Genomic DNA, 13677 nt, shown 5'->3' with positions numbered 1-13677 from the left:
TCGTGGTGTTCGGTCGGAGGCGGGAGTTGCGGATGCCTACGCGGGAGGAAGCGCCGGTAGGCCGGGGGGAGTTGGCGTACGCGGTGCCGGAGCGGCATGCGGTGCTCGGGACTGCGTTGCAGGGGCCTTATCCCGAGGGGTGCCGGGTGGCCGAGTTCGCGTTGGGGTGTTTTTGGGGTGGGGAGCGGCGGTATTGGCAGTTGCCTGCGGGGGTTTGGACCACCGCTGTCGGGTTTCAGGGCGGGTTTACGCCGTTTCCCGTCGATGACGAGGTGCGGACCGGGTTGACCGGGCATGCGGAGACCGTGCGGGTCGTGTATGACCCCGAACTGGTTTCGTACGACGGGTTGTTGCGGGTTTTCTGGGAAGGGCACGATCCCACGCAGGGGTTTCGGCAGGGGAATGACGTCGGGACGCATGTCCGGTCGCTGATCTTCACTCGCACGTCCGCCGAGGTGGAGGCCGCCGAGTCGTCGCGGGATGCCTATCAGAAGTGCCTTGCGGAGGCTGGGTACGGGGAGATCACCACGGAGATTCTGGCGGCGGAGGAGTATCCGTTCTATCCGGCCAGTTCGCTGCATCAGCAGTACCTGGCCCATAACCCGGGCGGGTACTGCGGGTTGGGGGGCACGGGGGTGACTTACCGGACATGAGTTTCACCGTTCATGCCCGCCGGGTTCGCGACGAGAGCCTGCCGTTCGTGCGCAGGCGCGGGGAGTTGAGGTGTGCCGTCGGGCGGTACTGTCCGCTCGGGTTCAACGCGACGTGGGCCTATCTCGCGGCGCTCGCACCGGACTTGCGTACGGAACCTGCGGCGCTGCCGTGTGCGCCGGCTGTCCTGGAGGAGAGCAGGGACGTATTCCTGTTCCAGGAAAGGGAGTTCGCGGGGCGGCGGCGGGTCGAGAAGGCGGCGGGGCGGCGGACTCCGGGCGTGCGGGATCCGGCCGTGTTCCGGGGGCCGCGTTGGCCGGGTACGGTGCCTCCGTCGCGGCTCGGGTTGATCGCGGCGGTTGCGAACAGACATGCGGCGTTTCGGAGTTGGCCTTGGCCGGCCTCGGCCGGGGAGACCCCTCTTGCCGAGTCGCACGCACGACTGGACGCCTGTGCCGTCGCGTACTTGGCGGATCTCGGTCGGCAAGGTCCCGACGCCGCGAAGGAGTTGGCCGACACGCTCGACGGGATCGAAGCGCTCACCCGGCCCGGATACGCGCCGCTGGACCACCTGCGGTTCGGTCGGCTCCTCGCGTACGCCATGCGCGTGACGAACGTACCCGGTTGACCAGCCGGAACCACCAACTCCCGTTCCCGCCAAGGTAATTCGGTTGCCATCCGCCCGCCCCGCCCCCGCTAATGCACTGCATGGCCGACATTCAGGGCACCTACGACGACCTCTTCCTCGGCGTCCCCAACCTCCTCGCCCGGCTGCTGGACGAGGGTGACGCGGGAGGCTCGGTCGCCGTGTTCGTGGGCGGTGAGCCCGTCGTGGACGTATGGGGCGGGTACGCGGACGCCGCGCGCGGCGTCCCCTGGCAGCGGGACACGATCACGAACGTGTGGTCGGTGACGAAGACGATGACCGCGCTGACGGCATTGACGCTGATCGAGCGGGGCTCGCTGGACCCGGACGCCGAAGTCGCCCGGTACTGGCCGGAGTTCGGGGCGAAGGACGTTCTCGTACGGCATGTCCTCTCGCACACCGCCGGACTCCCCGACTGGCCGGGCACGGTGGAGGAGCTGTACGACTGGGACGCCGCGACCGCGCGGCTCGCGGGCCTCACTCCGCAGTGGGAGCCGGGTACGGAGGCGGGGTATCACTCGCTGACCCAGGGGTACCTGGTGGGCGAGTTGGTCCGGAGGATTACCGGGGTACCTCTCGGGGACTACTTCGCGACGGAGATCGCGGGGCCCCTCGGGGCGGACTTCCACATCGGGCTGGCCGCCGAGCACGACCACCGGGTCGCCGCGAGCGTCCCTCCCGAGGGGGAGACGGAGGAGTACGCCGCCAGCGCACCGGGAGGCGGCTCCTCGGACACGCCGGGGCACACGGACTCGGCGACCCCGACGACGTCGACAACCCCGCCCACCCCCGTACGCGTCCGCCACGGCAACTCCCCCTCCTGGCGCCGCTCCCAGATCCCCGCCGCGAGCGGCTACGGCAACGCCCGCTCGGTCGCCCTCGTCCAGTCCCGCCGCCTCACCGGCCCCGTCCTCGACCTCGCGCGCCGCACCCAGTTCACCGGCGAGGACAGGCTCCTCGGCATGTCCGTCCAGTACGGCCTGGGGTACGGCCTCTTCGGCAACACCCTCGGCTGGGGCGGCTGGGGAGGTTCCCTGGTCCTCGTGGATCCGGACGCCGGTATGACGGTCGCGTACGTGACGAACCAGATGCGCCGCCCCGGCGAGGACAACCGGGGGTTGGAGATGGTGACGACGGCGTACGAGGGGCTGGGCCGCTGAGCTACGGTCTCCTCCATGTCGCCCTCGACCAGTGCCCTCATCGTCGCCGTCGTCGGTGTCGCCGGCACCCTCCTGTCCGGCGTCCTCGCCCACCGAGGCGCGCTGCGCTCCACGTCTATGGAGCTGGAGCACGCGAGGTTGGAGAGGGAGGCGGAGCGGGACGCGGTGGAGCAGCGGGAGAACGTGGAGGCGCGCAGGGCGTCGTACGTGCAACTGAACCGGGCGATAAGGGAGTTGCACCTGTTGCTGTGGCAGCACCGGGAGGCGCTGGCAGCGACCCCGGCGCGTGACCTGGCCGCCCAGACCGCCGAACGCGCCGACGCCCAGCGCGAGTTGAGGGAGGCGTACGCGACGGCCCAACTGGTCGTCACGGACGAGGTATTGCAGGCGGCAGGCCGTCTCGTGCACCAACTCCAGCGCATCCACACCCAGTTGGCGAGGCACGAGCAGAACTCCCCCGGCAGCCAGGACCCGGAGTCTCTGGACGAACTCCTCGACCGGTTGAAGAAAGCGTCCGAGAGCCTCTACGAGGTACGCCAGCACATGCGCAGGGACCTCGGCATCACGAACCTCCCCATCGAGCGCCCCGAGGACCACGGAGCCGCCTGACCAGGCCCCCGCAAAGGCCCGTCACAAAAAGAGAGGTTAAGGTAAGCCTTGCCTTAGCGAGACCCCCCTTGCCTGGGCAAACCCCTTATGCCCCCGGAGTCCCCCCGTGCGCACGTCCAAGCCGACAGCAGTCCTGACCGCCGCCCTGATCGCAGGCACCGTCCTGACCGGCTGCTCGACCGACTCGGACGGCACCACCACCGACGCCAGGACCCCCGGCGGCGTCAACAAGGTCGCCGGCGCCTCCGAGGGCCCCGCCGCCGCGCCCGGCGCGCTCGCCGCCGGTATGGGCTCGGACGTCGCCAAGGACGGCGGCTTCCCGAGGACGGTCAAGCACTACGAGGGGAGTACGACGATCAAGGCGGCGCCCACGAAGATCGCCGTACTGAGCACCGGCCAGCTCGACGACCTCCTCACCCTCGGTGTCGTACCGACCGCCTCGACGCGCGCTACGAACGCGGGACTAGTACCTGACTACCTGAGCGCTACGTTCCCGCAGTACAAGCCGGAGCTGGCCAAGATGTCGGACGCCGGCACCCGCCAGGCCCCCAACCTGGAGTCCCTCGCGACGGCGAAGCCGGACCTGATCCTGGTCAACAAGTCCCTCGCCGACCTGTACCCGAAGCTGTCGAAGATCGCGCCGACGGTCGTCACCGCAGGTCAGGGCATCAACTGGAAGCGCGATCTCATACTCGTGGGGGACGCGGTCGGCAAGGGCCAGGCCGCGCGGACCCTGCTGAACGGCATCGTCGCGGACGCGAAGTCCAAGGGGACCGCGGTGAAGGGGTCGCCCACCGTCTCCATGATCCGCTTCACCCCTGAACGCACCCGCATGTTCGGGGTCTCCTCCTTCACGGGCTCGCTCGCTGTGGACATGGGTCTCACCCGTCCCGCGTCGCAGCGGTTCAAGGCCATCTCGCAGGACATCAGCAGCGAGAAGATCGATACAGCGGACGGCGACTGGATCTTCTACTCGGTGCAGGGCGACGCGTCGAAGACGGACGCGGCGAGCACGGTCGCGGGCCCGCTGTGGAAGGGCATGAAGGGGGTCGAGGCGGGTCACGCCGTGCAGGTCGACGACGACCCCTGGTACCTGAACGCCGGTCCCACCGCCGCGCGCCTGGTCGTCGGGGAGCTCGCGGAGCACCTGACCAAGTGACCCGGCGCCTGATCGTCTGGCCGGCGGCTGCCCTCGTGGTGGCCGCCGCCGTCGTGCTCAGCCTCGCCGTGGGTACTAGAGCCGTACCCCCGGCGGCGGTCCTGGACGCGCTGCTCCATCAGGGTGAGTCCCCTGATGCCCTGGTAGTACGGTCCCTGCGGCTGCCCCGCACCGAGATCGGGCTCACGGCCGGTGCGGCGCTGGGGCTCGCGGGGGCCGCGCTACAGGCTGTCACCAGGAATCCGCTGGCCGACCCCGGCATCCTCGGTCTCAGCCAGGGTGCGGCGGCCGGTGTCGTCACAGCGATCGCGTTCGGCTGGGCGAACGGTTTCAGCGGGTACGTGTGGTTCGCGTTCGCGGGTGCGGTCGTCGCCGCGTGTCTCGTGTACGCGGTCGCCTCGCGCGGCCGGGGTGGTGCCTCGCCGGTCAAACTCGCCCTCGCGGGCACGGCGTTGGCGGCGATGACGGCGGGCGGGACGACCGTCGTCCTCACCTCGTCGTCCGCGACGCTCGACCAGTTCCGGTTCTGGCAGGTCGGTGCGCTCAGCGGGCGGGACGCTGGGAGCGTCGTACGGATGCTGCCGTTCCTGCTGGTGGGGGCGGTGCTGGTGATGGTGTGCGCGCCGGGTCTTGATGCGCTGGCCCTCGGGGACGAGACGGCTCGGGGGCTGGGGCATCGGGTGCGACTCGTGCGCGGGGCCGCGGCGTTGGGGGCGACGCTGCTGACGGCGTCCGCTGTGGCCGCCGCCGGGCCGATCGTGTTCGTGGGGCTGGTGGTGCCACATGTCGCGCGTCGGCTGGTACGCAGGGGAGGGCATCGTTCGCTGTTGCCGCTGTCGGCGCTGTCGGGTGCGGCGCTGCTGGTCCTCGCGGATGTGGCCGGGCGGGTGGTGCGGGCGCCGGCCGAGGTGCCGGCCGGGGTGATGACGGCGTTGGTGGGGGTGCCGGTGCTGGTGGTGCTGGTGCGGCGGAAGAAGGCGGTCGTATGAGGCTCTCCGGCGCACCTTCGGTCGGCTCTTCCGGCGACCCGGAGCCCGGCGGTCCGCTGCCCGGCGGCCTGAACCCCGGCGACCCGAACCCCGGCCGCCCGAACTCCGGCGGTCCCACCAGCGGCGTACACCCTGGCTCCCTGGTACTACGCCCCACCCCCCGCCTCTCCCTCCTCGTCCACCGGCGTTCCCTCGCCGTCGCCGCCGCCCTCCTCGTCCTCCTCGGCGCCGCGATGCTCGCCTCCGCCTGTCTGGGGCAGACCCTGGTACCCCCGGGTGACGTGTGGGCCGCCCTCAGGGGGACGCCGGGGCCGTACGACCTGGTGGTGACGGAGCTACGGGTCCCCCGCATCGTCGTCGGCGCCCTCGTGGGGCTCGCGCTCGGGGTCTCCGGTGCCCTGATCCAGACCGTGACCCGGAACCCGCTCGCCAGTCCCGACGTGATCGGCGTCGGGCACGGGGCGGCTGCGGCGACCGTCGGCGCACTGGCGACCGGCGCCGTCTCGTCGCCGTCCGCGATGCCCGTCGTAGCCGTGCTGGGCGGCCTCGCCGCCGCGGCCCTCGTGTACGCCCTGGCCTGGCGGAACGGGCTTCAGCCGAACCGGTTCGTGCTGACCGGCGTGGGCATCGGGGTGGCCCTCTCCGCCGTGGTCCAGCTGTACCTCGCCGACAGCGAACTGGACGCCGCCGAGCAGCTCAAGCTGTGGCTGACAGGGAGCCTCAACGGGCGCGGGTGGGAGCAGGCGCGGCCCCTGGCCGCCGTACTCCTGCTGGCGCTTCCGGCGCTGGTGTGGGCGAGCCGTGCGGTGCGGCCCCTGGGGCTCGACGCGGATACCGCTGCGGGGCTAGGGGTACGGGTGAACCGGATGCGGCTGGGGTTGACGGTCCTGGGTGTAGTACTCGCCGCCGCGGCGACCGGTGCCGCCGGGCCGATCAGCTTCGTAGCGCTCACGTCTCCGCAGCTGGCGCGCAGGCTCACTCGTACACCGCAGCTGCCGCTCGTCGCGTCGGGGCTGACCGGGGCGGTCGTCCTCGTGACGGCGGATCTGGTGGCGCGGGTACTAGTACCTCCGGTGGAGATACCCGTGGGGGCGCTCACCGCGCTGGTCGGGGGGCCGTACCTGTTGTGGCTGCTGGGGAGACGGGCATGAGGCTGGTCCTCCGGTAGGGGATACCGGAGGACCAGCCTCAGCGTCGTACGACCGTCAGGGTCAGATCGTCGCCGCGTCGATCACGAACCGGTACCGGACATCGCTGTTCACGACCCGCTCGTACGCGTCGTTGATCTCCTCCGCCGAGATCAGCTCGATCTCGGAGCCCAGGTTGTGCTCGGCGCAGAAGTCGAGCATCTCCTGGGTCTCGGCGATGCCGCCGATCATCGAACCGGCGAGGGTCTTGTTGCCGCCGATGAGGGAGAAGAGGTTGAGGGAGATGGGCTCCTCGGGGGCGCCGACGTTGACGAGCGCGCCGCCGGTCTTGAGGAGGGAGAGGTAGGCGCCGAAGTTCAGCGGCGCCGAGACCGTCGAGATGATCAGGTCGAAAGTGCCGTCGAGCTGCTTGAACGTGTCGGCGTCGCTGGTCGCGTAGTAGTGCGTGGCGCCGAGCTTGAGGCCGTCGTCCTTCTTGCTGAGGGTCTGCGAGAGGACCGTGACCTCGGCGCCGAGCGCGGCACCGATCTTGACGGCCATGTGGCCGAGCCCGCCGAGACCGATGACGGCGACCTTCTTGCCGGGGCCCGCGCCCCAGTGCTTCAGCGGGGAGTACGTGGTGATGCCGGCGCACAGCAGCGGCGCGGCGACGTCGAGCGCGAGGCCGTCGGGGATGCGGACGACGAAGCCCTCCGTGACGACGACCTGCTGCGAGTAGCCGCCGTACGTGGGCTCGCCGTCCTTGCCGATGGCGTTGTACGTGCCGACGTTGCCCTGCGTGCAGAACTGCTCGACGCCGGCCTGGCAGTTCTCGCACTCGCCGCACGAGTCGACCATGCAGCCGACGCCGACCCGGTCGCCGACCTGGTACTTCGTGACGCCGGGGCCGACCTCGGAGACGACGCCGGCGATCTCGTGGCCCGGGACCATCGGGAAGATGGCGGTGCCCCAGCCTTCGCGGGCCTGGTGGATGTCGGAGTGACAGATTCCGGCGAACTTGATGTCGATCTGGACGTCGAACTCGCCGACCGGGCGGCGCTCGATGGTGGTGCGGGCGAGCGGGGCCTTGGCGGCGGGTGCGGCGTACGCGGCGACGGTGGTCATGCCGAGGTTCTCCTAGCGGGGGGGGTGCGTCCCGGCCTGCCTTCGGGCCGGGCACGTCCTCCACCTTGCCACGGTGTCGAGCATTCACCCAGGTCACAGCTCTGCCTACGTCCACTGGTCGTACTACTGGCGGGGACAGGATCAGGAACGTACGACGGTGCGGTGTGACCGATACTGGGTGTATGGACGAGGAGCTGCCGACAGGGCTGGACCGGCGGGCCGAGCTGAGTGAGTTTCTGCGGACCCGGCGAGCCCGGCTGAAGCCGGAGGACGTGGGGCTGTCGGGGTTCGGGCGGCACCGGCGGGTGCCGGGGCTGCGGCGGGAGGAGCTGGCGCAGCTCGCCGGGGTGTCCGTCGCGTACTACACGCGTCTTGAGCAGGGCAACGGGCGCAACGTCTCGGCGGAGATCCTCGACTCGATCGCGCGGACGCTGCGGCTCACCGAGGCCGAGCACGCGCACCTCATGCACCTCGCGAAGCCGAAGCAGCACAAGAAGAAGGCGGGGGGTGGCCGGCCTCAGCAGGTCCGTGTCTCCCTGCACCATCTCCTCACCGCCATGGACGGTGTCCCCGCGTACATCATCGGGCGGCGTTCCGAGATCCTCGCGTGGAACCGGCTCGCCGCGGCCCTCTTCGGCGACTGGTCCGAACTGCCCGCCGCCGAGCGGAACTGGGCCCGCCTGACCTTCCTGCGCCCCGACTACCGGGACCTGTTCACGCCGTGGGAGGAGAAGGCGAGCGACATCGTCGCCACCCTTCGCTGGGAGGCCGGCTGCTATCCCGACGACCCCCGCCTCTCCGCCCTCGTCGGCGAACTCTCCGTCAAGAGCGAGGAGTTCCGCCGGCTGTGGGCCGCGCATGACGTCAAGCAGAAGAAGAACGGCGTGAAACGCCTGAACCATCCGCTGGTCGGCGAACTCACCCTGTCCTTCGAGGGGTTCAGCCTGGGGGCGGACCCTGAGCAGACCTTGGTGACGTACCACGCGGAGCCGGACTCCTCCAGCGCGGAGGCGCTACGGCTGCTGGCGAGCTGGGGGGCGGACGCAACTCGGGTGGAACGGGCCTGAGCTGGGGGGCCGGGGTGGCGTGGATCCGCGTGTCGCGGCTGTACGCAAGTCACGCCGGAAGCTTGCCGACGCGGTAGTCCTCGGCCGCCCGTTCGATCATCTTCAGGGACGTTCTGGGGTCGTACGCAGCAGACCTGAGGCGGACGTATGCCTTCGAGTAGTGCTGTACGAGTTGGGGATCGTCGATCAACTGGCCGCTGTACATGCCCTCCGTGTACAGCGCCGGAGGGGCGTCGGGGAAGGTCATGAACTTCGTCGAGCCCATCGCGAAGGGGACGACGCCCGCGTTCCTCGGCATCACTTGGGGCTGGACCCGGCGTTTGCTCAACACCTCGACGACGTGGGCGAGTTGGTCCGCCATCTCGCTCGGCGGCAGAAGGGGTTCGCACAGGATCGACTCGTGCAGGACGACCCAGCTCTCGGGCGAGCTCCTGCCCTCGTACAGCCAGGCCCGCTCGCGCCGGTCGGCGACCTTCGCGGCGAGGGACTCCTCACTCTCGTTGGGGTGAGCCGCCAGCACCACCGCCCTGATGTACGGCTCCAGTTGAAGCGGCCCCGGAATCAGCATCGGCTCCCAGGCCGCCGTCTCCCGTGCCCGTTTCTCCATCGCCAGTACGTCGGTGAAGTACGCGGCATGCCCGGACTTCCGCGCCTTCCGCACATCCTCACAGTTCCGCCCGAAGTACCCATCCGTACCAAGCCGTTGGTCCACGTGCCGTGCCAACTCGATCGGCATGGTCCGCTCCCCTCGCTCGATGTCGCTGAGGTACTCCGCCAGGCCCTCGCCCTCCACAACCTCCAGTTCCCCTCCCTCGGCCTGGACATCGTCAGTTACGCCAGCCGCTACAACCCGCCCCTCAACCTCCTCTCCCTCGGCAACTGCCCCACCACCACCGCCCTGGCCCTCGCGGCCATCCTCCGCGAGGCCGCGCCCAAGTGAGCTTCGAGCACAGCCTGTTGGCAACGCCGGAGGCGGTCCCGGATCTCCGGCACCGCCTCCGCGAGCACTCGTACGACGTCCGCCTGTGCGCGACGGAACTGATCACGAACGTGATCGACCATGTCGGCGACGGCACCCCCGTGACGATCCGCGTCCTCCCAACACCCCACGGCCACACCCGAGTCGAGGTCACGGACCCCGCCCCCAACACCCTGCCGATACTCCAACAGGCCACCACGGACGACGAGTCGGGCCGGGGCCTCGCCCTCCTCACCGCCCTCGCCCGGCGTTGGGGCGTGGAATGGGCGGCCGGCCGCAAGACCGTGTGGTGCGAGGTCAGCGACGTGTGACGACGACGTCGAGGGAGGCGGCGTCAGGACGTCGCCTTCTCCGTCACCGTGATCCGCCCCTTCCTGATCGTCACCAGACGAGGCGCCTTCTTCGCGATCGACGAGTCATGCGTGACCATGATGAAGGTCAGGCCGTGCTCCTTCCACAGCGTCACCAGCACGTCCATGATCTCGTCGCGCATGCTTTCGTCGAGGTTGCCGGTGGGCTCGTCGGCCAGCAACACCTTCGGCTTCTTCACCAACGCCCTTGCTATCGCCACGCGTTGCTGCTGGCCGCCGGACATCTCCGAGGGAAGGTGGGCCAGTCGCTCCCCCAGCCCCACCGACTCCAGCGCCTCGGCGGCCCGTTGGCGGCGTTCCTTGACCTTCAGGCCCAGCGGTACCAACGCCGTTTCCACGTTCTCCTGAGCCGTCAGCGTCGGGATGAGGTTGAACGACTGGAACACGAAGCCGATGTTCTCGCTGCGGACCTTCGTCAGCCTGGACTCGGAGAGCTTCGCCAGGTCCGTGCCGTCCAGGACGACTTCACCGGAGGTGGGACGGTCGAGGCCGCCGATCATCTGGAGCAGCGTGGACTTGCCGCCGCCGGTGGGCCCCTGGATGACCAGGCGGTCGCCGTCCGGGATCGTCAAGTCGACGTTGTCCAGGGCGAGTACGGCGTCCTTGCCCCGCGTGTAGCGCTTGGTGACGTTTCTGAGTTCGTACATGGGGTGAGCAACTCCTCGGTGAGATACGGGGGTCAGGGCCAACTACTCGACACGGCGCAGCGCGTCGGCGGGACGCAGACGGGACGCCCGCCAGCCCCCGAACGCCCCGGCGACGAGCCCACCGGCCACCGCGAGCCCCACGGCCAACGCGACCGTCGAGACGCTGACCGGCGCCGTCAGGGCGACGTCGAGGGTGCGCGCAGCGGCCGTACGTCCGGGACCGCCGCCCCCGAAGCCACCACCGCCCCCGCCGCCACCGAAACCGCCGCCGCCCCCGCTGCCCCCGCCCAACTGGGCTTGCAACGTAGGGCTGATGGCCGTCACGGCGTACGCCCCCGCAAGCCCCAGCGCGATACCGAGCGCACCCCCGAGCAGCCCGTTCACCATCGCCTCGCCGATCACCTGCCGCGTCACCCGCCCCGACTTCCAGCCGAGCGCCTTGAGCGTGCCGAACTCCCGCACCCGGCGAGAGACAGCGGAGGAGGTCAGCAACCCGGCGACCAGGAACGCCGCGACGAGCACCGCGATCGACAGCCACTTGCCGACGTTCGTCGCGAGGGAGGACGCCGTCGACAGCGACCCCGACACCGTGTCCGCGAGATCCGCCGACGTCGTCACCGTCGTCCCAGAAATGTTCTTCTGGATCGTCGACTTGACGCCGTCGATCTGCTGGGAGTCGGTGGCCTTGACATAGATCGTGGTGACCTTGTCCTTCGCGTCGGCGAGGGTCTGCGCCTGGGCGAGGGGGACGTACAGGTTGGCCGCGGAGTCACCGCTGTCGGCGGTCGCGATGCCGATGACGGAGAACTTGGCGGTCTTGATGGTGACGGTCGAACCGACCTTGAGGGACTTCTCCTTGGCGTACGACGCGTCGACGACGGCGACCTTCGCGTCGGTCTCGGAGGTCTTGAACGTCCGCCCGCTGGTGATCTTCGAGGAGGTCAGCGGCCCCAACTCGGGCTTGGCGACGTCGGTTCCGTACACGGAGTAGTTGTTGACGTCGAAGTTGGCGCCCCCGCCCTGGACTTCACCCTGCGGCTGGCCACCAGAACCGCCGCGACCGCCCCCCGTACCGCCCCCGCCCCCGTTCTGCTGGAACTGCCCCCGCGTGAACTGCCCGTCCACCTTGATGACTTGGAGGCTGAGCCCACCCACCGCGTCGGCGACACCGCCCTGCTTCCCGACCTGCGTCACGGTCGAGGTCGCCAGCGTCTGGAACCCCCGCACCATCACGACATCGCTGCTCTGCTGCGTATCGCTGTCACCGTTCTGCGCGTCGAACTGGAAGCGGGGCCGCCCGGCGCCGGTGCCGCCGGCAGCCGCCGCCTTGGTGACGGTCATGTCCGTGCCGAGGCCGTACAGCGACTGGAGGACCTTGTCCTGGGCCTTCCCCATGCCGGAGGACACGGAGTTGACCACGATGACCAGCGCGATACCCAGCGCGAGCCCGGAGGCGACGACGAGGGCCGCTTTTCTGCGGCGGCGCAGCTCGCGCCTCAGGTAGGTGAAGAACATGCGCCGCAAGGTATGGACGGCATGTGATGACTCGATAAGCCGCGCATAAGAGCGGCATGAGAAGGCGCTGTGAGCCCAAGTCCCGGTAAAACACCGATGCCGCCCCCGGTGAGGGAGGCGGCATCGATCAAGCCGTATGACAGATCGTCAGGCGGCGGACCCGGCCTTCCAGTCCGCCCAGCTCATGTTCCAGCCGTTCAGCCCGTTGTCCGGCGCGACGGTCTTGTCACCCGTGTTCTGCACCACCACGACGTCACCGACGATCGAGTTCGTGTAGAACCAGTACCCCGCCGTCCCCGTGTCGTTGGCACCCTTCGTGTCCGAAAGACCCACACACCCGTGACTGGTGTTGGTGCTGCCGAAGATGGACTTCGCACCCCAGTAGTTGCCGTGGATGAACGTCCCGGAGTTGGTCAGCCGGATGGCGTGCGGCACGTCCTTGATGTCGTACTCGCCCTTGCCGTCGTCGTCGGTGAAGCCCACGGTCGCGCCGTTCATGCGCGTCTCCTTGAACTTCTCCGACATCACCATCGTGCCCTCGTACGTCTTGTTGTCGGGCGAACCGGCGGAGATCGGGATGGTCTTGATGGTCTTGCCGTCCTGCGTGACCTTCATCTGCTTGGTCTTCGCGTCGACGTAACTGACCTGGTTGCGGCCGATCTTGAAGGTGACGGTCTTCTGCTGGACGCCCACGACGCCCGGCGCGCCCTCGACCCCGTCGAGCGCGAGCTTCAGCGTGACGGTGGAGTTCTCCGTCCAGTACTGCTCGGGGCGGAAGTCGAGGCGGTTGGCGCCGAACCAGTGGCCGACGATCTCCTGACCGCTGCTGGAGGTGACCGTGATGCCCTTCTGGACGGCGGCCTTGTTCGCGATCGACTTGTTGAAGTTGATCGAGACGGGCATGCCGACGCCGACCGTGGAGCCGTCGTCCGGCGTGAAGTTGCCGATGAAGCTGTTGGCCGGGGAGACGGTCGTGAACGACCCGTTCTCGTGGGCGACGCGGCCCTCGGAGTCCTTGGCCTCGGCAGCGACCTTGTACGTCGTCGAGCGCTCCAGCTGGATGCTCGGCTTCCAGGTCAGCTTGTCGGCGGAGAGCGCGCCCTTGACGGCCGTACCGTCGGACGCGGTCATCGTGACCGCCGTGAGCGTGCCCTTGCTGACCGTGACGGCCGCGGAGTTGTTGATGGAGGCGTTGGCGGAGCCGTCCGCGGGCGTGATCTTGATGTCCGCCACGGACGCCTTCTGGGCCGCCGCCTCGTCGGCCTTGGCCTGCGAGGACTCGCCGCTCCCGCTGCCGGAGGCGTCGTCGTCGCCACCGGAACACGCGGAGAGCACCAGGACCCCCCCGAGCAGTACGGACGCGGCCCGTAGACCCTTGCGCCGCTTACTGTTCGCTATCACTCGCTTCTCCATACGTTGCCGATTACCCGGAACCCGGACGTCCCCGTTTCCCCGAGGATTCCCCAATCCCCGGGGCCCTCTTGCCTATTCAACGCGCTGACTGCCGCTCCACGTTCCACATGTTCCCGTCATGTGGGCATCGCCACGTCGTCATGCGGGCGACACGGCGCCGGGGCGGCGGTGGCCCGCGTACTGCCTGAGACGACGAAACCCCGGACGCGGTTTCCGTCC

Annotated in this window: 15 protein-coding genes; 10 read left to right on the top strand and 5 right to left on the bottom strand. The window is 69.5% G+C overall.

Translation table 11 applies throughout. The features are described from left to right. Window positions 1-2: 2 nt before the first annotated feature. The 7 genes from msrA (at window position 3) to ACQCO7_RS27180 (ending at window position 6365) form a co-directional block, all read left to right on the top strand. On the top strand, window positions 3-653 hold the full coding sequence (gene msrA / locus ACQCO7_RS27210) for a peptide-methionine (S)-S-oxide reductase MsrA (RefSeq protein WP_464074264.1): 651 nt from the start codon (window positions 3-5) through the stop codon (window positions 651-653). Beyond that, window positions 650-1279, top strand: a complete 630-nt coding sequence (locus ACQCO7_RS27205; RefSeq protein ID WP_464074263.1) for a hypothetical protein — start codon at window positions 650-652, stop codon at window positions 1277-1279. Before msrA ends, ACQCO7_RS27205 begins: the two co-directional genes overlap by 4 nt. Before the next feature lie 80 nt (window positions 1280-1359). After that, a complete protein-coding gene (locus ACQCO7_RS27200) occupies window positions 1360-2457 on the top strand; it encodes a serine hydrolase domain-containing protein (RefSeq protein ID WP_464074262.1) in 1098 nt (365 codons plus the stop codon). A gap of 15 nt (window positions 2458-2472) precedes the next feature. After that, a complete protein-coding gene (locus ACQCO7_RS27195) occupies window positions 2473-3066 on the top strand; it encodes a hypothetical protein (RefSeq protein ID WP_464074261.1) in 594 nt (197 codons plus the stop codon). A gap of 106 nt (window positions 3067-3172) precedes the next feature. Then, window positions 3173-4225 (top strand): ABC transporter substrate-binding protein, encoded by a 1053-nt coding sequence (locus tag ACQCO7_RS27190; protein ID WP_464074260.1) that lies wholly within the window; start codon window positions 3173-3175, stop codon window positions 4223-4225. Further along, window positions 4222-5214: a FecCD family ABC transporter permease gene (locus ACQCO7_RS27185; RefSeq protein ID WP_464074259.1), complete on the top strand. Its 993-nt coding sequence runs from the start codon at window positions 4222-4224 to the stop codon at window positions 5212-5214. Before ACQCO7_RS27190 ends, ACQCO7_RS27185 begins: the two co-directional genes overlap by 4 nt. Then, window positions 5211-6365, top strand: a complete 1155-nt coding sequence (locus tag ACQCO7_RS27180) for a FecCD family ABC transporter permease (protein WP_464074258.1) — start codon at window positions 5211-5213, stop codon at window positions 6363-6365. The genes ACQCO7_RS27185 and ACQCO7_RS27180 overlap by 4 nt, the downstream gene beginning before the upstream one ends. Before the next feature lie 60 nt (window positions 6366-6425). Here ACQCO7_RS27180 and ACQCO7_RS27175 read toward each other — a convergent pair whose 3' ends face one another. Beyond that, the gene (locus ACQCO7_RS27175) at window positions 6426-7466 is read right to left on the bottom strand and encodes an NAD(P)-dependent alcohol dehydrogenase (protein ID WP_464074257.1); all 1041 of its coding nucleotides are present in this window, start codon (window positions 7464-7466) and stop codon (window positions 6426-6428) included. 182 nt (window positions 7467-7648) lie between these two features. Between ACQCO7_RS27175 and ACQCO7_RS27170 the strand changes: the two genes are divergently transcribed. Continuing rightward, the gene (locus tag ACQCO7_RS27170; protein WP_464074256.1) at window positions 7649-8533 is read left to right on the top strand and encodes a helix-turn-helix domain-containing protein; all 885 of its coding nucleotides are present in this window, start codon (window positions 7649-7651) and stop codon (window positions 8531-8533) included. Between the two features lie 49 nt (window positions 8534-8582). Here the strand turns inward: ACQCO7_RS27170 and ACQCO7_RS27165 are convergent, their stop codons facing one another. Further along, on the bottom strand, window positions 8583-9194 hold the full coding sequence (locus ACQCO7_RS27165; RefSeq protein WP_464074255.1) for a DUF5753 domain-containing protein: 612 nt from the start codon (window positions 9192-9194) through the stop codon (window positions 8583-8585). 51 nt (window positions 9195-9245) lie between these two features. Here ACQCO7_RS27165 and ACQCO7_RS27160 point away from each other — a divergent pair, with 51 nt between their 5' ends. Then, a complete protein-coding gene (locus ACQCO7_RS27160) occupies window positions 9246-9473 on the top strand; it encodes a hypothetical protein (RefSeq protein ID WP_464074254.1) in 228 nt (75 codons plus the stop codon). Next, the gene (locus ACQCO7_RS27155) at window positions 9470-9823 is read left to right on the top strand and encodes an ATP-binding protein (RefSeq protein WP_464074253.1); all 354 of its coding nucleotides are present in this window, start codon (window positions 9470-9472) and stop codon (window positions 9821-9823) included. Before ACQCO7_RS27160 ends, ACQCO7_RS27155 begins: the two co-directional genes overlap by 4 nt. Window positions 9824-9846: 23 nt before the next feature. Here the strand turns inward: ACQCO7_RS27155 and ACQCO7_RS27150 are convergent, their stop codons facing one another. From ACQCO7_RS27150 to ACQCO7_RS27140, 3 genes are all read right to left on the bottom strand, one after another. Next, complete coding sequence (locus ACQCO7_RS27150; RefSeq protein WP_464074252.1) at window positions 9847-10530, bottom strand: ABC transporter ATP-binding protein; 684 nt, start codon at window positions 10528-10530, stop codon at window positions 9847-9849. A gap of 42 nt (window positions 10531-10572) precedes the next feature. Further along, on the bottom strand, window positions 10573-12045 hold the full coding sequence (locus tag ACQCO7_RS27145) for an ABC transporter permease (RefSeq protein WP_464074251.1): 1473 nt from the start codon (window positions 12043-12045) through the stop codon (window positions 10573-10575). A 147-nt stretch (window positions 12046-12192) separates the two neighbouring features. Next, complete coding sequence (locus ACQCO7_RS27140; protein WP_464074250.1) at window positions 12193-13458, bottom strand: L,D-transpeptidase; 1266 nt, start codon at window positions 13456-13458, stop codon at window positions 12193-12195. Window positions 13459-13677: the final 219 nt, after the last annotated feature.

The organism is Streptomyces saintjeani (assembly GCF_055409605.1).
This window is presented reverse-complemented; position numbering and strand designations above follow the sequence as displayed.

Bases quoted from the DNA above. Each gene is read 5' to 3' on its own strand.
- ACQCO7_RS27205 (WP_464074263.1), top strand. From the start codon at position 650: ATGAGTTTCACCGTTCATGCCCGCCGGGTTCGCGACGAGAGCCTGCCG.
- ACQCO7_RS27200 (WP_464074262.1), top strand. From the start codon at position 1,360: ATGGCCGACATTCAGGGCACCTACGACGACCTCTTCCTCGGCGTCCCC.
- ACQCO7_RS27195 (WP_464074261.1), top strand. From the start codon at position 2,473: ATGTCGCCCTCGACCAGTGCCCTCATCGTCGCCGTCGTCGGTGTCGCC.
- ACQCO7_RS27180 (WP_464074258.1), top strand. From the start codon at position 5,211: ATGAGGCTCTCCGGCGCACCTTCGGTCGGCTCTTCCGGCGACCCGGAG.
- ACQCO7_RS27175 (WP_464074257.1), bottom strand. From the start codon at position 7,466: ATGACCACCGTCGCCGCGTACGCCGCACCCGCCGCCAAGGCCCCGCTC.
- ACQCO7_RS27170 (WP_464074256.1), top strand. From the start codon at position 7,649: ATGGACGAGGAGCTGCCGACAGGGCTGGACCGGCGGGCCGAGCTGAGT.
- ACQCO7_RS27150 (WP_464074252.1), bottom strand. From the start codon at position 10,530: ATGTACGAACTCAGAAACGTCACCAAGCGCTACACGCGGGGCAAGGAC.
- ACQCO7_RS27145 (WP_464074251.1), bottom strand. From the start codon at position 12,045: ATGTTCTTCACCTACCTGAGGCGCGAGCTGCGCCGCCGCAGAAAAGCG.
- ACQCO7_RS27140 (WP_464074250.1), bottom strand. From the start codon at position 13,458: ATGGAGAAGCGAGTGATAGCGAACAGTAAGCGGCGCAAGGGTCTACGG.